Here is a 24,133-nt window from a genome sequence, read left to right on the forward strand (position 1 = left end):
TCAGGCGGACCGGGCTGCCGCCCCGCGACCGCCGACCGGCCAGGCCTTGCGGGCCCGGGAGAGCGCGGCGGCGCTCACCGGTGCCGGCTGTGGGGTGCGGGGGGCCGGGGCAGGGATGGCGGGAGCCGGCGCGCGGCTCGCGACCCGGTCGACGTAGGCGCGCTGCTGGTTGCGGGCGCGGACGCCGCCGTCGGCGGGGACCGGACGGCCCTCCCAGATCTCGTTCATCGCCGCGTTCAGCAGGATGAGCGCGCGGGCCCTCATCTGCGAGACCCGGGAGAGGGTCACACCCAGGCTGTCGGCGATGTCGGTCAGCGACTCGTCGCCGAAGAAGTTGCGCTCGACCACCTCGTCCAGCCGGTCGGGCAGCGCCCGGATGGCGTCGTGCAGGCACCGGGCGCGCTCGCTGCGCAGCAGCGCCCGCTCGGGGGAGTCGCCGGTCGCCGGCAGGTCCAGCGAGCTCCCGTCGGTGCCGGTCTCGGCGTCGATGCTCACCATCACCGCGCGGTGCAGGTCCACCTGCAGCGAGTCCATCTCCTTGCGGTTCACGCCCAGACTGGCAGCCAGTTCGCCCTTGGTGGGCGGGCGTCCCAGCGAGACGGTCAGGGCGTCGGCGGCCGCGTCGGTGCGCCGCGCCGCGGCCCGCACCGAGCGGCTGGCCCAGTCGCCGGAGCGCAGTTCGTCGAGGACCGCGCCCTGGAGGCGGGGGAGGGCGTAGGTGGCGAAGGTCGCGCCGGCCGCGGAGTCGAACCGCCGGGCCACCTCGACCAGCGCGACATGGGCGGCGGAGAGCAGGTCGTCCCTGCTCACGTGGCTCGGGAGGGAGATGCGCGAGGCCACCGCGTTGACGGCGAACTGGGCGAGCGGCAGGTGGGTGGTCACCAGCGCATCGACGTCGGGCCGGAGTCGCTCGCTCGCCGGAAGGCGGACAGTGGTCACGACGTCCTTCTCGGCTGACCCGAGGCCGGATCGGACCCCCTCCCGGCACAAATCGCCCCCGGCGGGAGGAAGAACGGCGAAGCGCGGTGCACTCGGCTTGATCCGCCTCCCGGCGATGCCGATGGGGATGGCAGCGAGCCCCCGCCGACCGGTGGGTGCGTCCCGCTCCACGACATGAAGGGAGGCGGCCGGCATGGACCACCAGCACCTGTCGACGCTGCTCTGGCGAGAGCAGGAGCTGCTCGACCTGCTCCTGTTCAAGGCGGAGGAGAAGCAGTACCTGATCCTCACCGGCAAGACCCGCTGGCTGGCGCGCATCGCACACGAGATCGAGGTCGTCCTGGACCAGTTGCGCACCCTCGAGGTCGAGCGCGCGGCAGCGACCGAGCAGATCGCCGGCCGCCTGGGGCTGTCGGCGAACCCGTCGCTGCGCCAGCTGGCCGAGGTCGCTCCCGCGCCGTGGGGCGATCTGTACGCCAAGCACCACGAGAACCTGCTGACGCTCGTCACCGAGCTGCGCAGCCTCTCCGACGCCAACAAGGAGCTCATCGAGGGCGGCCTGGCCGCCATCGGCGAGGTGCTGCTCAACGGCCGCCCATCGGCGGCGGGCACGTACACCCAGTCCGGACGAGCCGCGGGGAACGCCTACCGGTCGGTCACCCTGGACGGTGCACTGTGAGGGAGCGTGCGAGCTCACCATTCCACAGAGCAGTCCGGCGAACGCCGGCGACGAGCGCCGGCGAGGAGTCCAAGTGAGCACCTTTTCAGCACTGAACGCGGCGAGCACGGCGCTCTGGGCCGCCCAGCGCGGACTCGACGTCACCGGGCAGAACGTCGCCAACGTCAACACCGTCGGGTACTCCCGGCAGCGCGCCGAGCTGCAGTCGATCGGCGGTAGCACGGTGCCGGCGATCCACGCGGTCAGCGACGGGACCGGCGGTGGGGTCAGTGCCGACACGGTGATCCGGATCCGGGACGCCTTCATGGAGGGCCGCGCCCAGGTCGAAGGGGCGAACTCGGCCCGGCTGACCGCCGAGAGCGAGGCCCTGGGACAGATCGAGATGGCCTTCCGCGAGCCGGGCACCACCGGCATCCAGAGCATGCTCTCCGAGATGTGGTCCGGGTGGAGCGACGTGGTCAACCACCCGGAGGACCTCGCCGCGCGCAGCCAGCTGCTGCAGCGCAGCGAGACCCTGGTCGCGGGGTTGAACACCACGCGAGCCGCCCTCGACCAGCAGTGGGAGCAGACCCGGGCCGGCCTCGACACGCTGGTGGCCGACGTCAACGCCGCCATCGGCTCCATCGCCACGCTGAACCAGTCGATCACGCGCGCGACCCAGGCCGGGCTCCCGGCCAACGAGCTGGCCGACAAGCGCGACGTGCTCGTGCTCCAGCTGGCGGAGCAGGTGGGGGCCACCTCGACGCCCGGTCCGGACGGCTCGGTCAACGTGGCCGTCGGCGGCACCACGGTCGTCTCGGGGAACAGCGTCATCAAGCTGGCCGTCTCCGGGACGAGCGACCCCGATGCCGCGACCGCGGGCGATCCACGCATCATCACCGCCCCGGGCGGTACGACGGTTCGGGTGGGCGGCACGGCCGAGGGGCAGGCGAACGCGCTCAGCGACCTGATCCCCACCTACCGGCGGCAGCTGGACGGGGTCGCCGCCACGCTGGCGACGACGCTCAACGGCGCGCAGGCCGGACCCGACCCGGCCAACGGCGAGCTCGCCTACGACCTTGCCGGGAACCCCGGGAAGCCGCTGCTGACCACCAGTGACGGCGGCCCGGTCACGGCCAAGAACCTGCAGGTCGCGATCACCGACCCGGTCGGCATCGCCGCGGCGCTGCTCGGCCGCGACGGCGCCGGCAACCCGTCCCTGGACGGCGGCAACGCCGACCGCGTCTACCAGCTGCGGTTGAGCACCACCGGCGTGGACGCCCAGTACCGGGAGAACATCGTCGGCCTCGGAGTGGTGGCAGGGGTGGCCACGCGCAACCTCGAGATCCAGGGCGTGATCACCAATCAGGTCGAGGGCGCCCGCGACTCCGTCGCCGGGGTGAGCCTCGACGAGGAGATGACGAACATGCTGTCGTTCCAGCACGCGTACTCGGCCGCGGCGCGGATGATCACGGCCATCGACGAGGCCCTCGACACCCTCATCAACCGCACCGGGCTCGTGGGGCGCTGACCCGATGCGGATCACCCAGCGCACCGTCGCCCAGACCAGCCTCCAGGGCCTGAACCAGAACCTGGCGGCCATCGCCAAGCTGCAGCAGCAGCTCACCTCCGGCCGGACCATCAGTGCACCGTCGGACTCCCCGACCGGGACGAACCGGGCCATGCAGACCCGGTCGGACACCGCGGCCGCCACCCAGCAGGCGCGCAACATCTCCGACGGCAAGGCGTGGCTGGACTCCACGGACTCGACGCTGCAGTCGATGCTCAGCCAGGTCCGGAAGGTCCGGGAGCTCACCGTCCAGGCCTCGAACACCGGGTCCCTGAACGAGACCGCCGCGGCGGGTATCAAGGCGGAGGTGGAGGGGCTCCGGGAGAGCCTGCTCGGCCTGACCAACACCGTTCTGCAGGGGCGGCCGCTCTTCGGAGGTGTCACGTCGGAGTCGCGGGCCTACGCCGACGACGGCACGTTCGTCGGCCGGGCCGATGCCGAGGTGACCCGGCGGATCTCCAACAGCGAGTCGATCCGGATCGACATCTCCGGCCCCGAGGCGTTCGGCGACGGGCCCACCGGGCTGCTGGCCGTCGTCGAGAAGGTCGCCGGGGACGTCGGGGCCCTCGACAGCGATGAGCTCGCCAAGGACCTGGCCGCGCTCGACGAGGTCATGAACCGCCTGCTGGTCGCGGCCGCCGACGTCGGGACACGTGCGGCGCGGGTGGAGCGGGCCGAGCAGGTGAACACCGACCTGCAGCTCACGCTGAAGACCCAGCTGGCCGAGGTCGAGAACGTGGACCTGCCGAGGACCATCATGGAACTGGAGATGCAGAAGGTCGGGTACGAGGCTGCCCTGTCGGCCACGTCGAAGGCCATCCAGCCGAGTCTGGTGGACTTCCTGCGCTGACGGCAGGGTGGCCGCCCGTCCCACGCGACGGCCACCCTGCCGATGAGAGTTACGCAGCGCGCCACCCCCTCCGGGGGTCGGCGGGCTGGGGGGCCCGTAGAACGCGGGTCGCGCCACGGAGGCCGTCACACACCCATGGAGGGGTCAACTCATGCTCACACTCACCCGCAGCGTCGGCGAGAGCATCCGGATCGGCGAGGACATCGAGGTCTACGTCGTCGAGGTCCGCGGCGGCACCGTCCGCCTCGGCTTCAAGGCGCCGCGCGAGGTCACGATCCACCGCGAAGAGGTCTACAAGCAGATCGCCGAGGCCAACGCCCTGGCTGCGGAGGTCGCCGCCGACGTCGCCGGCGCGCTCGCTGCGTTCGCCCCTGTCGCGAGTCCGGCACCGGCATCCGGCACTGCGCCCGAGCCGGTGACCGCCGACCCGGCCGGGGCCGCTGCAGAGCCGGCACGCGCTGACCAGGCGGTTCGCAAGAACTGACAGCGTCCAGCCGAATTCGCCTCAACTATTCGGAATCTCGCCTGCACCACTAGTCACATGACGGCGAGTCCTGCCTGTGGCGCGACCCCGGTTGCGCAAATCTTCCCCCACAGCACGACACCAGGGGGTAGTCACGATGGCACGCAACGCAGCTTCGATCCGTCCGGCCGATGCCGGTGACCTGCTCGTCGGCACGAGCGCGACCGAGCCGCTGTTCCTCGAGGGTCCCGATGTGGATCCCGGGGTCGACGCGGATGTCGACGCGGATGTCCGCCCGACCGGGCGGGTCACCGGTACCGACGCCGAGGCCTCGGACTCGGTCGTGGTGTACGTGCAGCTGCGGCCCCGCCGTCCCGCCGTCCGCAAGTGCCTGGCCGCGCTGGTCGCGCTGGCCGCCGAGCACGAGTCGGTCGGCTTCGCCCTTGCCGGGTTGAGCAAGGACGACCGGATCGTCCGGGTCACCGTGGGCATCGACCTGGGGCCGCGGGCCGAGGTCGCCAAGTTCTCCACCGCTGCCCAGGCCGCCTACCGCTTCGTCGACGCCGTCTTCACCGGGCTGTACGACCACATGCCGGTGTACGTCGCGGAGCCGAGCGAGGCCGAGCGCGCCGCCGCCGTCGGTGTGCTGACCGCGGTCTCCGCCCCGCGCCCGTTCATCCCCCTGCCCCGCCGCGGCGAGTCCTCCGGCCCGTCGGCCGCGCCCGTGCCGGTCGGCGGCAGCACCCAGCTCGTCCGGGTCTGAAGAAGGACCCCGCTGCCCCCCACCGCTCGCAAGCTCGCGGCGGGCCCCTGCAGCGGGGCCGGACCACTGGGCGCTCCGTGCGCCCGGTTCCAGCTCGTCCAGTCACCACGCCCACCTGCACTTCCCCTCAGGAGGACCGGTGTCCCACACCTCGTTTCCGTCCGTGCCCAGCACCGTCGACCAACCGACCGACACCGACCGCAGCCGGCGCGAGCCGCTCGTCTTCGGTGGCCTTCCCGAGGCCGAGGGCTGGGCGACGGCCCCCATCACGCCGCGCGACCGGGTGCACTTCCGGGCCGACCGGGAACTGCCGCTGGCGAGCTTCCGGGCCGCGCTACCGGCCGCCGTCACAGTCACCTACGACGAGGGTGACGGGCTCTACCGGGTCGACGGGCCCTGCGGCTCCGCCGATGCCCTCGCCGGCACGATCCGCAGCTGGTGCGCCGAGCACGGCTACGCCACCGTGGGCCTGCGCGCGGAGACCGACGTCCGCCGGCGCGCGCCGCGCGACCTCCCGCCGGCCTTCCTGGACGGGCTGTGCCGGCACTACGCCCGCACCAGCCTCAAGCGGCTGCAGCGGAACATGAGCACCATCCGGCTCCACCTGCCGGACAACGACGACATCGACCAGCAGGTCGCCGAATGGGTGCTCAAGGCCGTCAGCCAGTACGACGAGGCCAAGGGCGTGCCGTTCGGGGCGTTCCTCGCCACCCAGCTGTCCAAGTGGGTACACGACCTGGGACGCAACGCCTACGGCCGGACCGCCGCCGACACCGAGAACAAGCAGCAGAAGGCTGTCGCCTCGTTCACCGCCCAGTACCAGCGACGGCCCAGCGAGAAGGAGCTGGCCGCCTTCATGGGCCAGAGCGTGGCCACCCTGCGCCGCAACTCCCAGACCGTCGCCACCCTCAACGGGCTGCGCAACCTGCACTCCCTGGACGGTGGTCCGGACGCGGTCGAGTACGTCGTGCCGGACAGCTCCGAGGTGCCCGACGAGATCATGGGTGAGGCGGAGCAGACGCTGCTCTCGCACGCCCTGACCGCCGCCTGCGCCCCCGACCCGACCGCCCGCCGCGACCAGCGGGCCGCCCAGCCCAACGTGCTGGGGTGGGCGACCTGGTACCTGACCACCTGGGGTGGCAAGACCAAGACCCAGCTGTCGGCCGAGCTGGTCACCTCCGTGCGGAACATGAACGTGCACGCCGACCGCGCCGAGCGCGCCCTCAAGGAGCGGCTGACCGAGCTCGCCGGCTGAGTAAGGACCCCCCTGCCCCCCACCGCTCGCAAGCTCGCGGCGGGACCCTGCAGGGGGGCCTGACCCGGCCCCGGGCCGGTCCACCGCAGCTGCCGGTGGGCCGGCCCGTTGCATGTGGGGACCGGGGAAAGTCGGGCGTGGCACGGGTCCACCTGACCGCCGACCTGCCGATATCCATGGCGTGACAGTTCCGGCCAGCAACGACCGCCTCCCCGCGGGCAGCCGGTCCGGGTGCGTTGACTCGTGAGCGCCGCACCGATCGAGGACCCGACCCAGGCGGTGCTGGTCCCGCACTGGCTGGGCGCCGTCGACCGGGCCGAGATGCAGCGCACCGTCCAGACCGCGCTCGGCACCCCGCTCCTGCATCCCGTGCTCGCCATCCACCTCGGCGACGTGCTCACCGAGCTGCACGTCGCCGCGGCCCGCGAGCTGGTGTGGCCGGCCCCGATCGTCCGGGTGCGGCAGGCCACCGGCTGGGCCGAGGACGTCGTCCCGGTCCGCCTCTCCGCCGCCGAGTTGGCCAGCGTGCTCTCCCTGCCCGGGCTCGGCCCGGTCGCGCGCAGTGCGCTGACCGCCGGCCGGAGCGCGTGATGGACGCGCCGTTCGGCGCACCCGCGGGCCTGCTGCGCCGCCTCCGCCGCGGCGAGGTCCGGGTCGACGACCTGGTCGACGCCGTCGACGAACTGCGCGAGGGTCTGCCGACCGGTCTCCGGCTCGTCGTGGTGGACCAACCGCCCCGGACGCCGGTGCTGATCGTCGAGGAGGCCGGCCGGGGCACCCGCGTGCCGCTGGACCAGCTCGCCGCCGAGATGACCCGGGCGCACGTGCCGGCCACCCGTGACGGCGTGGCCGCCGCGCTGCGCTCCTGGCTGTCCCGCCGCCCGGTGCCCGACGCCGAGGCCGCCACCGCCGGCCTCGCGGTGCTGGACTGGACCGACGCAACCCGGACAACGGTGGGCTGGCGGGTCGTGCTGGTGCGGGACGGAGTGGCCGTGCCGTGGCGCCCCTCGCGGAACGCCCCGCCGGCCGCCGTGCACCAGGCCCGGTCGGCCGCACTGGGCAGGTCCTACGGCGTGACCGGCGACCTGCGCGTGCAGGGCCCGGTCGCGCTGTGGTCGCACCCCGGCGTCCCGGGGCTGGACACCGCCCTCCTGGTGCGCCCCGAGGAGCTGCTCGCCGAGATGGGCGACGCCGGCCTGCCGGTGCGGGACGTGCACGTCGTCGTCACGCCGCAGCGGCCGGTTGCCTGTGCCGATCCGGGGGTCGCCCGCCGGCTGGCCGCCGAGGCCACCGGGTCGAGCGTGACGATGCCGTGGCAGCACGTGGCCGACCTCGGCTGGTTCTGACCGACCCCTGCGGATCCGACGGGCTCAGCGCAGCCGGCCGTACTCCCAGTGCCACGGCTCCGGGTTGGATCCCGAGGCCGCCGCCCAGTTCGGGTGCACCCACCCGTAGCGCGCGGCATTCGCCGCCATCCAGGCCGTCTGCGGCGTGCCGAACACGTTGATCCCTCCGCACAGGTCCACCGCCAGTCCCCAGCCGTGGTTGGAGGTGCCGGGGATCGCGGTGATCCTCGGCTTCCGGTGGTGCGCGTCGACCTGGGCGTCGAGCGACCGGTAGGAGTCGGTGATGCACAGCGGGCTGTCGAAGGTCATCTCGTAGGCCGCGGACATCGCGGTGTAGGCCGCGGCTGCGTCACAGCGCAACCGGTGCGAGGCCACGCCGAGGGCACACAACTGGTCCCGCGGGATCAGGCCGTTCGACCAGCCGCCCCACGCAGCCGTCGTGGCCCCGGCCGCGTCGGCCGCGTCGGCCGCCGGCAGCGGCGGGGCGCTGCACGTCGCCGGCCGGACGCCGGGAGGTGCCGGGGCCGGCGTGGCCGGCGTCAGGGTGACCCGGACGGCGGACGTCAGGTCGGCCAGCTCCCGGACGGCGACCTGGTAGAGGTCGGCCGAGGCGGACAGCACGCTGCTGCCGCCCAGGTACATCCCGACGTCGTCCGGACCGGTGCCCGGGTCGGTGCTGAACACCAGGTCGCCGACCTGCAGCTGACCGGCGGGCACCGGAGTGCCGGCGGCCCACTGGCCGGCCGGCGCACGGGGCAGCCCGTAGCCGGCCTGGGTCCAGGCGGTGGACGTCAGCCCACCGCAGTCGTAGGCGTCGGGACCGGCCTGCCCGGGCACGAACGGCTTGCCCAGCTGGGCCAGCCCGGCGCTCACCGCGGCGACGGTCTCGGCCGGCAGCACCGTCACGGTGTGCCCGGCGACGTAGGCGGAGGCGACCCCGGGGACGATGGCGCCGGTGGCGTCGCGGAGCGGGGCCAGCCCGTCGGGGAGCGCCGCGGGGTCGGCCAGCGCGGCGGCCGGCGGCGGTGTGATGCCGGCGGCGGCCAGCTCGGCGAGCCCGGTCTGCCAGGTGGTGAGCGCGGCGGTGTTCCGGGCCTGCTGCGCGGGGGAGACCGGCGCCGTGCCGAGCCCGGCCCAGCCGGCGGTGAGGGCGGGGTCCAGCTCGGCGACCACCTCGCGCACATCGGCCAGCACCCCTGCGGCCTCGGCACGGGAGGACGCGGCGGCGGCGCGGGCCGCGGCCGCCTGGTCGGTGTACCGGGCCGCGCGCAATGCCGACAGGGCGGCCCGCCCGACCTCCCGGTCCTGTTGGTCGGCGAGCTGCTCGGCCAGGCCCTGGGCGTGCAGCACGTCGGCGGTGGACCCGGGACGGTGCAGCGACAGCGCGGCCAGGGGCCAGCGCTCGGTGGTGCTGCGCCGGTAGGCGGCCGCGGCGTGCTCGCCGACGGCCTGCCGGCCGGCGGTGTTCTCGGCCCGGGCCTGCTCGGCGGCGTCCTCGGCGTGCCGAGCCTGCTCGTCGAAGTGCTCGGCGTCCGCCAGCGCGGCGCGGTAGCGGGCGGCCTGGCCGGCCAGCGTGCCGGCGGCAGCCTCCGGGCTGGACGTCGGGTCGGCGGGGCCGACCAGCCGCGCCTCGGTGGGGGGCTGGGCGAACGCGGCCAGCAGGCCGACGAGTGCGACCGTTGCGCCGGCGAGCACGGTCAGCCGCGACCACCAGCTCGGCCCGGTGCGCGGGGGACGGACCGGGCGGCGACCGCGGGACGGCGGCCGACCCTTCCCGGTCGTGGCGCGGGGGCGGGGCTTCCCCGTGCGTGGCGGGCCGGGGCGCGGGCCGCCGCCGGTGCGGGGGGCGCTGTTCCGGCTGGTGGCCTGGCTGGTGGTCGGGTGGGCGGCCCCGGTGCGGCGTGCCCCGGTGGCGGGCCCGGCCGCGGAACCCTGACGACGGGTCCGCGGCGCGGCGACCTGCGCGCGTGGAGCGGACACGTCGGTTCCCCCTGCGGACTCGTCCGAACGACCGGCCGGCTGCCGGGCGGCAGCGGCTCTCGGGTTCTGATCGACGGTCCTGCGGGAGGAGTGGAGGAGGTGCACCGGTCCGGGCGGAGGAGTTCACCCCTCCGGGGGAGGTGCCGGCGTCGACGGCGGACAGCAGAAGGACCCCGCTGCCCCCACCGCTCGCGAGCTCGCGGCGGGCCCCTGCAGCGGGGCCGGGCAACGGGGTCCTTCAGGAAGACGTGCTCTTACTGGCGCTTGTCCATGGGTACGAAGGTGCGCTCGGTCTCGCCGGTGTAGACCTGCCGGGGACGCCCGATCTTGGTCTGCGGGTCCTCGATCATCTCCCGCCACTGGGCGATCCAGCCGGGTAGCCGGCCGAGGGCGAAGAGCACCGTGAACATCTTGGTCGGGAAGCCCATCGCCCGGTAGATCAGCCCGGTGTAGAAGTCGACGTTCGGATAGAGCTTGCGCTGGACGAAGTAGTCGTCGGAGAGGGCGATCTCCTCCAGCTGGCGGGCCAGGTCGAGCAGCTCGTTGTTGCCGCCGAGCTTGCTCAGCACCGTGTCGGCGGTGTCCTTCACGAGCGCGGCCCGCGGGTCGTAGTTCTTGTAGACCCGGTGACCGAAGCCCATCAGCTTGACGCCGGGCTCCTTGTCCTTCACCCGTGCCACGAAACGGTCGATGTCGCCGCCGTCGCGCTTGATCGACTCGAGCATCTCGAGCACCGACTGGTTGGCCCCGCCGTGCAGCGGGCCGAACAGGGCGTTGATGCCCGCCGAGACGGAGGCGAACAGGTTGGCGTGCGAGGAGCCGACCAGCCGCACCGTGGAGGTCGAGCAGTTCTGCTCGTGGTCGGCGTGCAGGACGAAGAGCATGTCCAGTGCCTTGACCAGATCGGGATCGACCTCGTAGGGCTCGGCCGGGAACCCGAAGGTCATCCGGAGGAAGTTCTCGACCAGGCCCAGCGAGTTGTCCGGGTACAGGAAGGGCTGCCCGACCGACTTCTTGTAGGCGTAGGCCGCGATGGTCGGCAGCTTGGCCAGCAGGCGCAGGGTGGACATCTCCACCTGGCGCTGGTCGAAGGGGTCCAGCGAGTCCTGGTAGAAGGTCGACAGGGCGCTGACCGCCGACGACAGCACCGGCATGGGGTGCGCGTCGCGGGGGAAGCCCTTGAAGAACTGCTTGAGATCCTCGTGCAGCAGCGTGTGCCGGCGGATCTGCTGGTCGAACTCACCCAGCTGGTCGGCGGTGGGCAGCTCGCCGTGGATCAGCAGGTAGGAGACCTCGAGGAAGCTGGCCTTGCCGGCCAGCTGATCGATCGGGTACCCGCGGTAGCGCAGGATGCCCTGGTCGCCGTCGATGTAGGTGATCGCCGACGTGCAGGCCGCCGTGTTCACGAAGCCGACGTCCAGCGCGACCTTGCCGGTGGTGGCCAGGAGCTTGCTGGTGTCGATGCCCTCGGACCCCTCGGTGGAGGGGACGACCCGCAAGGGAAGTTCGCCGCCGGGGTAGCGCAGGGCCACGTCTGGGGTGCTCGCTGTCTCGCTCATCGGGGGCGACGCTACTCAACTTCCCCACGAGCGCGACACGGCCCCACCGCAGGTGGTGTGCGGTGGGGCCCCGCGGTCCCCCATTCGGCCCTCCTGCAGGGGCCCGCCGCGAGCTTGCGAGCGGTGGGGGGCAGGAGGGCCCTTTCTTCAGGGGTGGGTCATCGAGAGGACGTCGAGAGCGGCGTCCAGCTGCTCCTCGGTGAGCTTCCCCTGCTCCACGTAGCCGCGCTCCACCACGACCTGGCGGATCGTCTTCTGCTCCTTGAGCGACTGCTTGGCGACGACGGCCGCCTCCTCGTAGCCGATGTACTTGTTCAGCGGCGTGACGATCGACGGGGAGGACTCCGCGTACTCGCGGCACTGCTCGACGTTGGCGACGATGCCGTCGACGCACCGGTCGGCCAGCAGCCGGCTGACGTTGGCCAGCAGCCGGATCGACTCCAGCACGTTGCGGGCCATCAGCGGCAGGGTGACGTTGAGCTCGAAGACGCCGGTGGTGCCGGCGTAGGTGACCGCGGCGTCGTTGCCGATGACCTGGGCCCCGACCTGGATGACCGCCTCGGGGATGACCGGGTTGACCTTGCCCGGCATGATCGAGCTGCCCGGCTGGAGGTCCGGCAGCTGGATCTCGCCCAGCCCGGTGCGCGGCCCGGAACCCATCCAGCGCAGATCGTTGACGATCTTGATCAACCCGACGGCGATGGTCTTCAGCTGACCCGACCCCTCGACCAGGGCATCGCGGGAACTCTGCGCCTCGAAGTGGTCGCGGGCCTCGGTCAGCGGCAGGTCCAGGTCGGCGGCCAGCTTCTCGATGATCGCGGCGGCGAAGCCGGGCGGGGTGTTGATGCCGGTGCCGACCGCGGTGCCGCCGAGCGGCAGCTCGCCGATCCGGGGGAGCGAGGCCTCGAGCCGCTCGACGCCGTACCGGACCGCCGCGGCGTAGCCGCCGAACTCCTGGCCGAGGGTCACCGGGGTGGCGTCCATCAGGTGGGTGCGGCCGCTCTTGACGACGGTGCTGAACTCCTCGGCCTTGCGACCGAGCGAGGCCTCCAGGTACCGCAGTGCCGGGATCAGGTCACGCACGATCGCCCGGGTGGCGGCCACATGGATCGCCGAGGGGAACACGTCGTTCGACGACTGCGAGGCGTTGACGTGGTCGTTGGGGTGGACCGCGGTGCCCGAGGCCTCGGTGGCGAGGGTCGCGATGACCTCGTTGGTGTTCATGTTGCTCGACGTCCCGGAGCCGGTCTGGAAGACGTCGATGGGGAAGTGGTCGTCCCAGTCGCCGCGGGCCACGGTCGCGGCGGCCTCGACGATGGCCGCGGCGACGTCGTCGGCCAGCACCCCGAGGTCGGCGTTGACCTGCGCCGCCGCGCCTTTGATGGCGGCCAGCGCGCCGATCAGCTCGCGCTCGATGGGCGTGCCGGAGATGGGGAAGTTCTCCACCGCCCGCTGGGTCTGGGCCCGCCACTTGGCCCACGCGGGTACCCGGACCTCCCCCATGGAGTCGTGCTCGACGCGGTAGTCGTTCTCGGTGGCCACGATGCGCTCCCGGGGTGGTGGTGTCGGTCGATCGCCGCCGACCGTAGACGAGCGCCGCGGTGGCCTTCGCGCAGGCCGGTGCGTGCGGCAGACTCGGGATGTGAGCCCCGAGGAGCCTGCCCGTCCCGTCGTCCGCGCCTCCGACGCCGACCGCGAGGCGGTGGTCACCCGCCTGCAGACCGCGGTGGGGGAGGGCCGGATCGACCTCGACGAGTTCAGCCAGCGGGTGGACACCGCCTACGCGGCCACGACCACCGACGAGCTGGACGGGCTGCTGGCCGACCTGCCGACCGACGCGACGCAGGCCCGGGTCGAGATCGTCGGCGAGACGACCACGTCGAGCAGCCCGATCTCCACCGTCTTCGGTGACGTCAAGCTCACCGCGACGGACGGCGTGCCCGAGCGGGCGGGCACCGTGTTCGGCGACGTCCGGATCGACCTGCGCGGCCTGCGCACCGCCGAGGACACGGTCTACCTGCAGCTGGGCACGTTCTTCGGCGACATCGAGGTGATCGTCAGCGAGGGCGTGGCCGCGCAGATGGAGGGATGGACCTGCTTCGGCAGCCGGAAGATCGACCTGGCCGCCGTCCCTCGGCTGCCGGGCACGCCACGAGTCGTCGTCCGCGGCTGGACGTTCTTCGGTGACCTGAAGCTGCGCAGCCTGGCTCCGGGGGAGTCCCCGAGCCGCTGGCGCGCGGTGATGGACCGGCTGGCCCAGCGCCGGCTCCCCCCGCCGCCGGCCCTCTGAAGGCCCCGTCCGGAGGCTCACCCCGAGCGTGCGAGGGGTGAGGGGGACGGGGTCCTTTCAGTGCCCGAAGGGGACGGCGGAGTACTGGCTGAGCTTCTGCAGCGAGTGCAGGCTCTCGATCGAGCGGATGGTGCCCGACTTCGAGCGCATGACCAGCGACTGGGTAGTGGCGCCCCCGGAGCGGTACTGCACGCCGCGCAGCAGCTCGCCGTCGGTGATCCCGGTGGCGACGAAGAAGACGTCCCCGCGGACCAGGTCGTCGATGTCGAGCACCCGGTCGAGGTCGTGGCCGGCGTCGAGGGCCTTCTGCCGCTCGTCGTCGTCGTGGGGCCACAGCCGGCCCTGCAGGGCGCCGCCCATGCACTTGAGCGCGCAGGCGGTGATGATGCCCTCCGGCGTGCCGCCGATGCCCATCAGCAGGTCGACACCGGTGCCCTCGCGGGCCGCCGCGATGGCGCCGGCGACGTCGCCGTCACTGATGAACTTGATCCGGGCGCCGGCTTCGCGCACTTCCTGGACCAGCTGCTGGTGGCGTGGCCGGTCGAGGATGCAGACGGTGACGTCGCCGACCGAGGCCTTCTTGGCCTTGGCGACGCGGCGGATGTTCTCCCCGACCGGTGCCGTGATGTCGATCGCGTCGGCGGCGGCCGGGCCGGTGGCGATCTTGTCCATGTAGAAGACCGCGGACGGGTCGTACATCGCGCCGCGGTCGGCGACGGCCATGACGGCGATCGCGTTGGGCATGCCCTTGGCCATCAGCGTGGTGCCGTCGATCGGGTCGACGGCGACGTCGCACTCGGCGCCCTGGCCGTCGCCGACCTCCTCGCCGTTGTAGAGCATCGGGGCCTCGTCCTTCTCGCCCTCCCCGATGACGACGACGCCGCGCATGCTGACGGTGCCGATCAGGGCGCGCATGGCGTCGACCGCCGCGCCGTCCCCGCCGTTCTTGTCACCCCGGCCGACCCAGCGGCCGGCCGCCATCGCCGCGGCCTCGGTCACCCGGACCAGCTCCATCGCGAGGTTGCGGTCGGGTGCCGGGCGAGCAGCGGTGCGCCCCGTCGAGGTGGGGGCGGTGCCGGTGGGCAGCGGCCCGTCGGGCAGGGGCAGGGACACGGGTCCTCCTCGGACGGCTCCGACCGACGCTGGCCGACCGGGTGGGGGAGCAGTGCTGCGATCCTAGGGGGCATGCCCGATCCCGGCCCTCGCGGTCAGCGCCCCGACGAACAGCTCACCCAGGTTCCCCCGGCCGCTGTTCCCCCGCCGGCGACCAGCAGGGCCGCCGCGTTCACCCCGGCGAACATGGTCCGCTCGCTGCTTCCGCTGACCGTGCTGATCCTGGTGATCGTCGGCGTGACCACGCTGCGGCAGAACCCCGCCGACCCCGTCCGCGAGGTCGATCCCGGGCCGTCGATCTCGCTCGCCGCCGAGCGCGCCGGCTACCCGCTGCTCGTACCCCAGGGGCTGCCGGACGGGTGGCGGCCGACCAGCGTGCGCACCGACGCGGTCGACGGTGCCGCCGGTGACCCGGTGACCCTGGAGATCGGCTGGCTCACCCCCGCCGAGCAGTACGCCGGGTTCGTGATCAGCGACCGGAGGGACGCCGATCCGCTGGACGATGTGCTCGCCGACGCCACCGACGCCGGGACGACGCAGATCGGTGGCGTGACCTGGGACCGTCGCACCACCGAGCGCGGAGAGACGGCGCTGACCCGTACCGAGGGCCCGGTGACCCTGCTGATCACCGGCTCGGCGCCGGACGAGGAGCTGGCGGCCCTCGCCGCCGCCGTCGCCCCCTACCGCGCCCCCTGAGGGCCGAAGTCGCGACTTTGGCCCCTCGGAGTCAGTCGGGGTCGGTGGGCTGGGCCGCGGCGAGCCGTTCGCGGGCGCGATCCAGCCAGTGCTGGCACAGCTCGGCCAGTTGCTCGCCGCGCTCCCAGAGCGCCAGCGACTCCTCGAGGGTGAGCCCGCCGGCCTCCAGCCGACGGACGACGTCGGCGAGCTCCTCGCGGGCCTGCTCGTAGGTCTGCGTGGGTTCGGACGGCGGGCTCGCCGCCGGCTGCTCGGTCACGGTGTCCCCGGTTCGCTACCGCGGATCGCTCCGCTCCTCGCTGCGATGCTCACGATCCTGTCCGCTCACGGTGTCCCCGGTTCGCTACCGCGGATCGCTCCGCTCCTCGCTCGTTCCTCGCTGCGATGCTCACGATCCTGTCCGCTCACGGTGTCCCATCCTCCCCGGTCGCCGAGCGGTCGACGCGCACCGGCAGCCGGCCACCGGCCACCCGTACCTGGAGGCGCTCGGCGTCGCCCACCTCGGCCGGGTCGCGGACCAGCGACCCGTCGGTCCGTTGCACCACCGCGTAGCCGCGTTGCAGCGTGGCGGCGGGGGAGAGGGCGGACACCCGCGCGCGGGCGTGCTCGAGATCGCGCTCGGCGGTCTCGACCCGGTGGGTGAGGGTGCGGGTGGCGCGGGACCGCAGTGCGGCGACGTCGTCGGCCCGGCCGGCCAGCAGCCGCCCGGGGTCGGCGAGCGCGGGCCGGCTGCGGACCGACTCCAGCCACCGCTGCTGCTGGTCCAGGTGCCCGGTGACCAGCGCCCGGGCGCGGGCGCGCAGCCCGTCGACCAGCCGGCGTTGCTCGCCGATCTCGGGCACGACCCGGTGTGCGGCATCGGTGGGGGTGGCGGCCCGCACGTCGGCGACGTGGTCCACCAGGGTCGTGTCGGTCTCGTGGCCCACGGCGGTGACGACGGGGGTGCGGGTCGCGGCGATGGCCCGCACCAGGCCCTCGTCGGAGAAGGGCAGCAGGTCCTCCACCGAGCCGCCGCCGCGGGCGATGACGATCACCGCGACGGCGGGGTCGGCGTCCAGCCGGCGGAGTCCGTCGATCACGCCGGCCGCCGCGGTCGGGCCCTGGACGGCGCAGTTGTGCATGGCGAACCGCACGGCCGGCCAGCGCCGCCGGGCGGTGACCAGGACGTCGCGCTCAGCGGCGCTGTCCCGGCCGGTGATGACGCCGACCACCGCGGGCGCGAAGGGCAGCGGCCGCTTGCGGGCGGCGTCGAAGAGCCCCTCGGCGGCCAGCAGCCGGCGGATCCGCTCGATCCGGGCGAGCAGCTCACCCAGACCGACGGCGCGGATCTCGGTGGCCCGCAGCGAGAACGAGCCGCGTGCGACGTAGTAGTCGGGGCGGGCGCGGACGATCACCCGGGCGCCCTCGGTCAGCTCCAGGCCCGGCCGGTCGGCGACGTCGCGGTGGCAGGTGACCGGCACCGAGAGGTCGGCCGCCGGGTCGCGGAGGGTGAGGAAGACGGTGGCGGCGTTGCCCCGCCTCGACAGCTGGGCCACCTGCCCCTCCACCCACACCTCGCCGAGCCGGCCGATCCACTCGGCGACCTTGCGGGCCACGGTGCGCACCGGCCACGGCGACTCGGGGCTCGACGGGCTGGTCACCCGTCGAGGGTGCCATGTGGTGACGTGCCGGAACGGCCCCGCCCAGAGGCTCGCCCCGAGCCTGCGAGGGGTGAGGAGGGCGGGGTCCTTCTTCAGCCGCGGTCGGCGCTGAGCTTCTCCAGGCGGTTCTGCAGCAGGGTCACGTACGGCGGCCGCGCCTGGGTGGCCCGCTCGAAGTCGAGCAGGTCGGCGACCGTCTCGGCGGTGTAGCCACGCAGGTGGCCGCGCAGTGCCGGGATGCTGAAGCCCTCGTAGCCCGGCACCGGGGCGGTGGGTGCGGCCTCCTCGGGGGCGGGCACTCCCTCGATGGTGGCGGCGTCGACCGTGGCGCCGTCGTCGGCGGTGACGCCTTCGACGGTGGGGGAGGTGCCGGAGCCGGCCGAGTCGTCGCTGACCTCCGCGTCGGCCACGGTGGCGACCGTGTCGGCCGCCAGGTCGTCGGCGACCTCGTCGGGCACCGATTCCGGCAGCTCGGTGGCGAGTTCGGCGTCGACCTCCTCGGCCAGCTCGTCGACTGCCCCGGTCACCGCGTCGGCCGGCGGGTCGGCAGGCAGCGCGGCGGCCTGGGCGTCGGTGATGGCGTCGCCCTCGCCGGCCAGGCTCTCGAAGGCCAGCACGTCGGCCAGCGGGGTGTCCGCCTCGGCGGCTCGACCGGCGTCCTCGGCGGCATCCTCCGCCGCGGCTTCGGCGAGGTCGGCGAGGTCGGTGAGGCCGGCGACCTCGGCGAGCTCGCTGTCCTCCGAGAGGTCGGCGATCTCGTCGCTGAGCTCGACGGTGAGATCGGCCGGGTCGCCGGCCACGTCGGTGACGTCGTCGATCACGGTGCCGGTGACGTCGTCGACCACCGTGCCGGGAACTGCGTCGTCCTCGGCCGGCGTGGCCTCGGCGGCCCGGTCGAATGCCGAGGTGCGGTTGGCGGTCGTGGCAGCGGGCTCCGGAAGGTCCTCGTCGAAGGTCGCCATGCCGGGCTCGGCGTCACCCCAGAGGCCGGTGAACACCTCGTCGCCGCGGGCGACCAGCCCGGAGTACTGCTGCTGCAGCATCAGCGAGGTCTGCATCGCCAACCCGAGCAGGCGCACCGGCAGGTGCGGAAGCTCCCCGGGGAGCCTGCGGGCCTCGTCGAGCACGGTGGCGGCCAGTCCGGCTGCGGCGCGGACGGCCTCGGGGATCTCTCGAGCCATGCCCCCAGCGTGCCGCACGCCGCCGCGCCCGGCACCACGACTGTCCCCGCGGGTGGCCGTCGTCACCCGGACGGGGTTCCTCGGCCCGTCTGCAGGGGCCCCGGCGCGGGCCTGCGAGCGATGGGAGGGGGCAGGCGGATCCTGTCTCTACCATGGGGTCATGGCTGAACCGCGCGGACGCGTCCTGCTCGCCGACCCCCGGGGCTACTGCGCCGGCGTGGACCGTGCGGTGGTGGCGGTCGAGCGGGCGCTGGAGATCCACGGCGCGCCGGTCTACGTGCGCAAGCAGATCGTCCACAACAAGCACGTCGTCGCCACGCTCGAGCGCCGCGGCGCGGTCTTCGTCGAGGAGACCGAGGAGGTGCCCGAGGGCGCCGTCGTCGTGTTCAGTGCCCACGGGGTCTCCCCAGCGGTCAAGGCCGAGGCCCAGCAGCGTTCGCTGACGACGATCGACGCGACCTGCCCGCTGGTGAGCAAGGTGCACCAGGAGGCCAAGCGCTTCGCCAAGGACGATTTCGACATCCTGTTGATCGGCCACCGCGGCCACGAGGAGGTCGAGGGCACGTCGGGCGAGGCGCCGGAGCACGTCCAGCTCGTCGACGGCGCCGAGGACGTCGCGAATGTCCAGGTCCGCGATCCGGAGAAGGTCGTGTGGCTGTCCCAGACCACCCTGTCGGTCGACGAGACGCTGGCCACCGTCGACGCCCTCAAGGTCCGCTTTCCCGCGCTGCAGGCGCCGCCGAGCGACGACATCTGCTACGCCACCCAGAACCGTCAGCAGGCCGTGAAGCAGATGGCCGGTGAGTGCGACCTGGTGCTGGTGGTGGGGTCGACGAACTCCTCGAACTCGGTGCGGCTGGTCGAGGTGGCGCTGGAGGCCGGCGCCCGCGATTCGCACCTGGTCGACTTCGCGGCCGAGATCGACGAGGCCTGGCTCGAGGGCGTCGGCACGGTCGGGGTCACCAGTGGGGCATCGGTGCCGGAGATCCTGGTGTCGGAGGTGCTCGACTGGCTGGCGACCCGGGGCTACCCGGACGTGCAGACGGTGAAGGCCGCCGAGGAGCGGCTGGTGTTCGCCCTCCCACACGAGCTCAAGCAGCAGCGCACCGCGCTGCAGGTGGTCGAGACCAGCTGACCGGCCGAGCGCTCGGCGAGGCGGGGTCGGCGCAGTGCGGGCGCGCTAGCGCCGGCTGACCAGCCGACCCAGGAAGAGCACGAACGAGACGCCGACGGCGATGCCCATGGCCGGGAACCCACGGATCAGCAAGGTGGCGACCGTGGGGATGCTGAGCGTCGCCGACGGCGCGAGCGCGATGTTGACCAGGGCGACGCCGAGGAACACCAGCGGCGGGGCGACGACCACGCTGAGCAGGTCACGCCGGCGGACCAGCAGGCAGGCGGCGATCGAGGAGCCGAGCAGGGCGACCAGCGTGACCAGGCCGAGGCCGACCCCGACGAAGGAGTCGAGGGCCGCGGCGGCCAACGTCACCAGGAACATCCCGAGGACGACGACGGAACCGCGCAGGTGCGGGCCGGCAGGTGTCTCCTCGCGTCGGGCCGGGGCCTGGCCGGTGGACCGCTCCTGGCGCTGGCCGCGGACCGGCGGCGCAGGGCGGCGGCCCGGTGCGGCGGGACGGTCGCGCCCGCCGTCTCGAACGTTGTCCCGGGCGTTGTCCCGGGCGTTGTCCCGGGCGTTGTCCCGGGCGTTGTCCCGGGCGTTGTCGTAGCCCCACTCGTCGTCCCGGTCGTTGCGCACGGCCGGGGGCGGGACCCGGCGGCCGGCGGCCGGACGGTCCCGGTCGGCGGGCCGGCTGCGGGACGCGCTGCCACCCGCCCGGGGGGACGGGTAGCCGCGGCCCGATGCCGAGCCGGCATCGCTGCGCTCTGCGCGCACGGCGTCCTCCCGCCCAGCATCGACAGCAGTACTCGGAGCGATGGTGCACCTCCTGGTTCACGACGGGGAGCCGCGACTCGCCGCCGGTCAGGCCACGGTAACGGCCCGACCTGAGTAGACGCTGCGACCGCCGGGAGCGACGGGGCAGAAATCGCCCGTGTCGGCCGCGGGCGGTGGCGCATTGTGTGGCCGGCAGTCTCACCCGTCCCAGCGTCCACGGGCGTGCACCGTGGTAACGGCCGGATGGGGCCGGAAGGACCCGGGCCGGCCGGGAGCGTTCGGGGGCCGCTCCCGCTCCGACGCCGGGCGGGTCAGCCGGTGGTGCCGTCCCGGCCGGGTTCGGCGTCGTCGGCAGCGTGCCGGTTGCCGGTCGGCCTCGGCTGCCGGGCCGGGGCACCGGGGAGCGGGCCGGGCAGGACCGGCTCGTCGGGCACCGAGCGCAGCGTGCGCACGGTGCCCTCGGCCGGAGCGGGCGTCGGGACCGGTGACTCGGCGACGCCGAGGGTGTCGAACCGGCGGGCCGCGACCAGCACCGAGCTCTCGTAGGACCCCACCGTGTCGTTGAACCGGCCGACGGCCGAGCCCAGCGCCGAGCCCAGCCGGGTGAGGTGGCCGGACAGGGTGCCCAGCCGGGCGTGCAGGGTGCGCCCCACCTCGAGTACCGCGGTGGCGTCCTGGGCCAACCGCTCCTGCCGCCACGAGTAGGCGACGGTGCGCAGCAGCGCGAGCAGCGTGCTGGGGGTCGCGACGATCACGTCGCGGGCGAAGCCGTGCTCGAGCAGCGTGGGCTCGGCCTCCAGCGCGGTGATGAGGAACCCGTCGGAGGGCACGAACAGCACGGTGAACGGTGCGGCCGAGCCGAATGCGGTGGGGTAGTGGCGGGCGGCCAGCGCGTCGACGTGGGTGCGCAACTGCCGGGCGTGCTCGGCCAGCCGCTGCGACCGGACCGCCTGGTCGGTCGCCTGCACGGCCTCGATGTACCCGGCGAAGGGCACCTTCGCGTCGACGACCACCTGCCGGCCGTCGGCCAGCGTGACCACCAGGTCGGGGCGCACCCGGGCGCCGTCGGCCGTCGTGCCGCTGGGCTGCTCGACGAAGTCGCAGTGCTCGAGCAGGCCGGCGACCTCGACCACCCGGCGCAGCTGCACCTCGCCCCACCGGCCGCGCACGTGCGGGGTGCGCAGCGCGGTGACCAGCGCGGCCGTCTCCTGCCGGAGCAGCGCGGACGTCTGCCCCACGGTGCCCACCTGCTCGCGCAGCTCGCCGTGGGCGGTGGCCCGGTCGCGTTCGATGCCGGCCAGCACCCGGTGCAGGTGGTCCAGCGACTCGTGCACGGGCTCGAGCGCGTCGACCTGGGGGCGGCGGCGGCCGGTCAGCGCCACCAGCCCGAGGGTGACGGCCGTGGCCAGCAGCGCGCCGACGAGGAGCCCGAGGAGCAGGGATGCGGCGTCCATGGACCGGAGGGTGCCCCAGGGGTGCGACAGAACCGCTCAGGCGTGCCCGTGCCCCGGCTGTTCAGGCCTCGACGGCGATGGGGGCGTGCTCGGCCTCGTGGTCGAGCAGCCAGCGCTTCACCGGCGTCCCCCAGCGGAAGCCGCCCAGCCCGCCGCCGGTGGCCAGCACCCGGTGGCAGGGGATGAACAGCGCCGCGGCGTTGCGGGAGCAGGCGGCGGCGGCCGCCCGGACCGCCGCCGGGCGCCCGCAGCGGGTGGCGAAGGCGGTGTACGTGTCCGGCTGCCCCGGCGGGACCGTCCGCAGCACGTCCCAGGCGTCCTCGAGGAAGGGGCCGGACCGCTGTCGCACCGGAACGGCGTCGATGGCGGGAACGTCGCCGGCGCAGAAGGCCTCCACGGTGTCGAGCGCCGGGAGCGACTCGGCGTGCTCCACCCAGTCGGGGCGGAGGGACCGGTGCACCACCGGGAGCAGTTCGCTGACGTCGTCGGTCCAGCCGCTGGCGAGCACCATCTCGGTGCCCCGGTGGGTCGTGACGACGACGGTGAACGGCCCCGGCGGGGTCGGGATCGTGGCGTACCGGGCCGGCGGGTGGTTCATGGGGCGCTCCGATCGGTGGACGGGCGGCGGGTGAACAGGTCGGGGACGGCGAGTGCCCACAGGTGCATCACGGCGTAGGACCGCCACGGCCGCCAGCGCGTGACCGCGTCGGCGTCCGAGCTGCCCAGGGTCCTCAGGCTGCGGCGCAGCGCAAGGTCCCCGGGCAACCAGACGTCGGGATCGGCCAGCCCGCGCAGTGCGACGAGCGCTGCCGTCCACGGGCCGATGCCGGGCAGGGTGAGCAGCGCTCGGGCGGCCTCGTCCCGGTCGACGCCGGGGTCCAGCGCCAGGGACCCGTCGGTGAGCGCGCCGGCCAGGCCGGCCACGGTGCGGCGGCGGGCGCCGGTCAGGCCGATCGCGCCGAGGTCGGCCCCGGCCAGCGCCTCCGGGCGGGGGAAGGCGTGGGTCAGGCTGCCCACCGGTTCGGGTAGCGGCCGGCCGGCGGCCAGCAGCAGCCGCCCGGTCAGCGTGCGGGCGCCGGCGATCGACACCTGCTGGCCCAGGACGGCGCGGACCGCGGTCTCGGCGGCGTCGGGGGAGGTGGGCACCCGCCGCCCCGGCGCCGCGGCGACCGGTGCGGACAGCGCCGGGTCGGTGCCGAGCACCTCGTCGACGGCGGTGGGGTCGGCGTCGAGGTCGAGCAGCCGCCGGCAGCGGGCCACCGCCGTCCCGAGGTCGCGCAGCTCGGGCAGCTGCAGCCGGGCGGTGACGGCGGCGCCGGTGCCGGGGGAGAGCCGGACGACGGCGGGCCCGTGCGGCAGGTCGAGCACCCGGGAGAACGTCGTCCCGTCCCACTCCTCCAGCCCCGGGACGGCGTGCGCACCGAGGAACAGCAGCACCTCGTCGGCGGCGAACGGGGCGCGGGCGGCCAGCCGCAGGGTCAGCCAGCCGGGGTTCGCGCCGTCCGGCCGCGGGGTGGTGGACCGCAACGCCGAGGGTGTGGCGGCGAAGACGGCCTGCACCGTGTCGTTGAACTGCCGGATGCTGGCGAAGCCGGCCGCGAACGCGACCTCGGCCATCGGCAGCGACGTGGTCTCGATCAGCAGCCGCGCGGTCTGCGCGCGCTGCGCGCGGGCGAGCGCCAGGGCGCCCACGCCCAGCTCGGCGACCAGCAGCCGGTGTAGCTGGCGTTCGGAGTAGCCGAGCCGGGCGGCGAGGCCGGGGACGCCGCTGCGCTCGACCTCGCCGTCGGCGATCAGCCGCATCGCCCTGGCGACGACGTCGGCGCGGACGTCCCACTCCGGCGACCCGGGAACGGCGTCGGGCCGGCACCGGCGGCAGGCGCGGAACCCGGCTGCCTGGGCGCCGGCCGCGGTGGGGAAGAAGGAGACGTTGCGCGGCAGCGGCGTGCGAGCCGGGCAGGAGGGGCGGCAGTAGATGCCGGTGGTGTGCACGCCGGTGACGAACCAGCCGTCGAAGCGCGGGTCGCGGCTGGCGACCGCGCGGTAGTGCCGCTCGACGTCCACGGTTCCCGGCATGCACCGAGGATGCCAGCGTGCGGGGCCGCTGACCGGCGGATTCCGGACGCGGTGGTGGAGCGCCGGTGGGCGTCCAGGCCGGGCGGGGTGACGATGCGGTTCGGGGCGTTGACGATCGGGTCAGCGGCAGCGCTCGTGGCTGACCGAAGTCTGATACCCGGGCTGGGAACGGCCGGGTAACCGGCTGGTGACAGTGCGCTGACCAGCACTTTCACCTGGCAGCAGCGCGTGCGTGGCGGTACGCTTCGAACATCAGTTCGAATGCCGCGGGAGGTGTCATGGGTGAGTTGACCTCGGCCCTGGATGCCTTGGCGGCCGATGATCTGAAGCCGATGTTCGGCCCGCAGCTGTTGGATCGTGCCGCGGAGTTGCTGGCCGCGAAGAACCGGATCGATGCCGAGCTGGC

Annotated in this window: 23 protein-coding genes; 11 read left to right on the forward strand and 12 right to left on the reverse strand. The window is 74.0% G+C overall.

Annotated features, from left to right (window positions below; genetic code table 11):
- On the reverse strand, positions 1–939 hold the full coding sequence (locus ACYVG5_RS13145; RefSeq protein WP_222049647.1) for a sigma-70 family RNA polymerase sigma factor: 939 nt from the start codon (positions 937–939) through the stop codon (positions 1–3).
- Positions 940–1,132: 193 nt separating this feature from the next.
- On the opposite strand from ACYVG5_RS13145, the gene ACYVG5_RS13150 reads away from it, so the two are divergent.
- From ACYVG5_RS13150 to ACYVG5_RS13185, 8 genes are all read left to right on the forward strand, one after another.
- Complete coding sequence (locus tag ACYVG5_RS13150) at positions 1,133–1,618, forward strand: flagellar protein FlgN (protein ID WP_222049648.1); 486 nt, start codon at positions 1,133–1,135, stop codon at positions 1,616–1,618.
- 73 nt (positions 1,619–1,691) lie between these two features.
- Positions 1,692–3,128 (forward strand): flagellar hook-associated protein FlgK, encoded by a 1,437-nt coding sequence (gene flgK / locus ACYVG5_RS13155; protein WP_222049649.1) that lies wholly within the window; start codon positions 1,692–1,694, stop codon positions 3,126–3,128.
- Positions 3,129–3,132: 4 nt separating this feature from the next.
- The gene (flgL, locus tag ACYVG5_RS13160; protein ID WP_222049650.1) at positions 3,133–4,017 is read left to right on the forward strand and encodes a flagellar hook-associated protein FlgL; all 885 of its coding nucleotides are present in this window, start codon (positions 3,133–3,135) and stop codon (positions 4,015–4,017) included.
- A gap of 151 nt (positions 4,018–4,168) precedes the next feature.
- The gene (csrA, locus tag ACYVG5_RS13165) at positions 4,169–4,501 is read left to right on the forward strand and encodes a carbon storage regulator CsrA (protein WP_222049651.1); all 333 of its coding nucleotides are present in this window, start codon (positions 4,169–4,171) and stop codon (positions 4,499–4,501) included.
- Positions 4,502–4,637: 136 nt separating this feature from the next.
- Positions 4,638–5,243: a hypothetical protein gene (locus ACYVG5_RS13170; RefSeq protein ID WP_222049652.1), complete on the forward strand. Its 606-nt coding sequence runs from the start codon at positions 4,638–4,640 to the stop codon at positions 5,241–5,243.
- A gap of 139 nt (positions 5,244–5,382) precedes the next feature.
- The gene (locus ACYVG5_RS13175) at positions 5,383–6,498 is read left to right on the forward strand and encodes a sigma-70 family RNA polymerase sigma factor (RefSeq protein ID WP_222049653.1); all 1,116 of its coding nucleotides are present in this window, start codon (positions 5,383–5,385) and stop codon (positions 6,496–6,498) included.
- A gap of 243 nt (positions 6,499–6,741) precedes the next feature.
- Positions 6,742–7,089: a hypothetical protein gene (locus tag ACYVG5_RS13180; RefSeq protein ID WP_222049654.1), complete on the forward strand. Its 348-nt coding sequence runs from the start codon at positions 6,742–6,744 to the stop codon at positions 7,087–7,089.
- Positions 7,089–7,844, forward strand: coding sequence for a hypothetical protein (locus ACYVG5_RS13185; RefSeq protein ID WP_222049655.1), 756 nt, complete (start codon positions 7,089–7,091; stop codon positions 7,842–7,844). The genes ACYVG5_RS13180 and ACYVG5_RS13185 overlap by 1 nt, the downstream gene beginning before the upstream one ends.
- A 24-nt stretch (positions 7,845–7,868) precedes the next feature.
- Here the strand turns inward: ACYVG5_RS13185 and ACYVG5_RS13190 are convergent, their stop codons facing one another.
- The 3 genes from ACYVG5_RS13190 to ACYVG5_RS13200 all read right to left on the reverse strand — a co-directional run bounded on the left by ACYVG5_RS13190 (position 7,869) and on the right by ACYVG5_RS13200 (position 12,925).
- On the reverse strand, positions 7,869–9,824 hold the full coding sequence (locus ACYVG5_RS13190) for an NlpC/P60 family protein (protein ID WP_222049656.1): 1,956 nt from the start codon (positions 9,822–9,824) through the stop codon (positions 7,869–7,871).
- Between the two features lie 254 nt (positions 9,825–10,078).
- The gene (locus tag ACYVG5_RS13195) at positions 10,079–11,383 is read right to left on the reverse strand and encodes a citrate synthase (protein ID WP_222049657.1); all 1,305 of its coding nucleotides are present in this window, start codon (positions 11,381–11,383) and stop codon (positions 10,079–10,081) included.
- Positions 11,384–11,530: 147 nt separating this feature from the next.
- On the reverse strand, positions 11,531–12,925 hold the full coding sequence (locus tag ACYVG5_RS13200; RefSeq protein ID WP_222049658.1) for a class II fumarate hydratase: 1,395 nt from the start codon (positions 12,923–12,925) through the stop codon (positions 11,531–11,533).
- Between the two features lie 100 nt (positions 12,926–13,025).
- Between ACYVG5_RS13200 and ACYVG5_RS13205 the strand changes: the two genes are divergently transcribed.
- A complete protein-coding gene (locus tag ACYVG5_RS13205) occupies positions 13,026–13,673 on the forward strand; it encodes a DUF1707 domain-containing protein (protein ID WP_460683243.1) in 648 nt (215 codons plus the stop codon).
- 57 nt (positions 13,674–13,730) lie between these two features.
- Here ACYVG5_RS13205 and glpX read toward each other — a convergent pair whose 3' ends face one another.
- Positions 13,731–14,786, reverse strand: coding sequence for a class II fructose-bisphosphatase (gene glpX / locus ACYVG5_RS13210; RefSeq protein WP_460683244.1), 1,056 nt, complete (start codon positions 14,784–14,786; stop codon positions 13,731–13,733).
- A gap of 72 nt (positions 14,787–14,858) precedes the next feature.
- Here glpX and ACYVG5_RS13215 point away from each other — a divergent pair, with 72 nt between their 5' ends.
- Positions 14,859–15,482: a DUF4245 domain-containing protein gene (locus tag ACYVG5_RS13215; RefSeq protein WP_222049659.1), complete on the forward strand. Its 624-nt coding sequence runs from the start codon at positions 14,859–14,861 to the stop codon at positions 15,480–15,482.
- A 31-nt stretch (positions 15,483–15,513) separates the two neighbouring features.
- Here ACYVG5_RS13215 and ACYVG5_RS13220 read toward each other — a convergent pair whose 3' ends face one another.
- The 3 genes from ACYVG5_RS13220 to ACYVG5_RS13230 form a co-directional block, all read right to left on the reverse strand.
- Entirely contained in the window at positions 15,514–15,741 is a 228-nt protein-coding gene (locus ACYVG5_RS13220; RefSeq protein ID WP_222049660.1) for an exodeoxyribonuclease VII small subunit, read from the reverse strand.
- A gap of 145 nt (positions 15,742–15,886) precedes the next feature.
- On the reverse strand, positions 15,887–17,122 hold the full coding sequence (gene xseA, locus ACYVG5_RS13225) for an exodeoxyribonuclease VII large subunit (RefSeq protein WP_222049661.1): 1,236 nt from the start codon (positions 17,120–17,122) through the stop codon (positions 15,887–15,889).
- Between the two features lie 92 nt (positions 17,123–17,214).
- Positions 17,215–18,303, reverse strand: coding sequence for a hypothetical protein (locus ACYVG5_RS13230; RefSeq protein WP_222049662.1), 1,089 nt, complete (start codon positions 18,301–18,303; stop codon positions 17,215–17,217).
- Positions 18,304–18,463: 160 nt separating this feature from the next.
- Between ACYVG5_RS13230 and ACYVG5_RS13235 the strand changes: the two genes are divergently transcribed.
- Complete coding sequence (locus ACYVG5_RS13235; RefSeq protein WP_222049663.1) at positions 18,464–19,438, forward strand: 4-hydroxy-3-methylbut-2-enyl diphosphate reductase; 975 nt, start codon at positions 18,464–18,466, stop codon at positions 19,436–19,438.
- 45 nt (positions 19,439–19,483) lie between these two features.
- Here ACYVG5_RS13235 and ACYVG5_RS13240 read toward each other — a convergent pair whose 3' ends face one another.
- The 4 genes from ACYVG5_RS13240 to ACYVG5_RS13255 form a co-directional block, all read right to left on the reverse strand.
- Positions 19,484–20,197: a DUF6542 domain-containing protein gene (locus ACYVG5_RS13240; RefSeq protein ID WP_222049664.1), complete on the reverse strand. Its 714-nt coding sequence runs from the start codon at positions 20,195–20,197 to the stop codon at positions 19,484–19,486.
- A 311-nt stretch (positions 20,198–20,508) separates the two neighbouring features.
- Positions 20,509–21,651 carry a DNA recombination protein RmuC gene (locus ACYVG5_RS13245; protein ID WP_222049665.1) on the reverse strand — a complete coding sequence of 381 codons (1,143 nt, stop codon included), beginning with the start codon at positions 21,649–21,651 and terminating at the stop codon, positions 20,509–20,511.
- Positions 21,652–21,712: 61 nt separating this feature from the next.
- A complete protein-coding gene (locus tag ACYVG5_RS13250; RefSeq protein ID WP_222049666.1) occupies positions 21,713–22,249 on the reverse strand; it encodes a methylated-DNA--[protein]-cysteine S-methyltransferase in 537 nt (178 codons plus the stop codon).
- Positions 22,246–23,727 carry an Ada metal-binding domain-containing protein gene (locus tag ACYVG5_RS13255; RefSeq protein WP_222049667.1) on the reverse strand — a complete coding sequence of 494 codons (1,482 nt, stop codon included), beginning with the start codon at positions 23,725–23,727 and terminating at the stop codon, positions 22,246–22,248. The genes ACYVG5_RS13250 and ACYVG5_RS13255 overlap by 4 nt, the downstream gene beginning before the upstream one ends.
- Positions 23,728–24,133: the final 406 nt, after the last annotated feature.

The sequence above is a fragment of the Modestobacter lapidis genome, assembly GCF_054780755.1.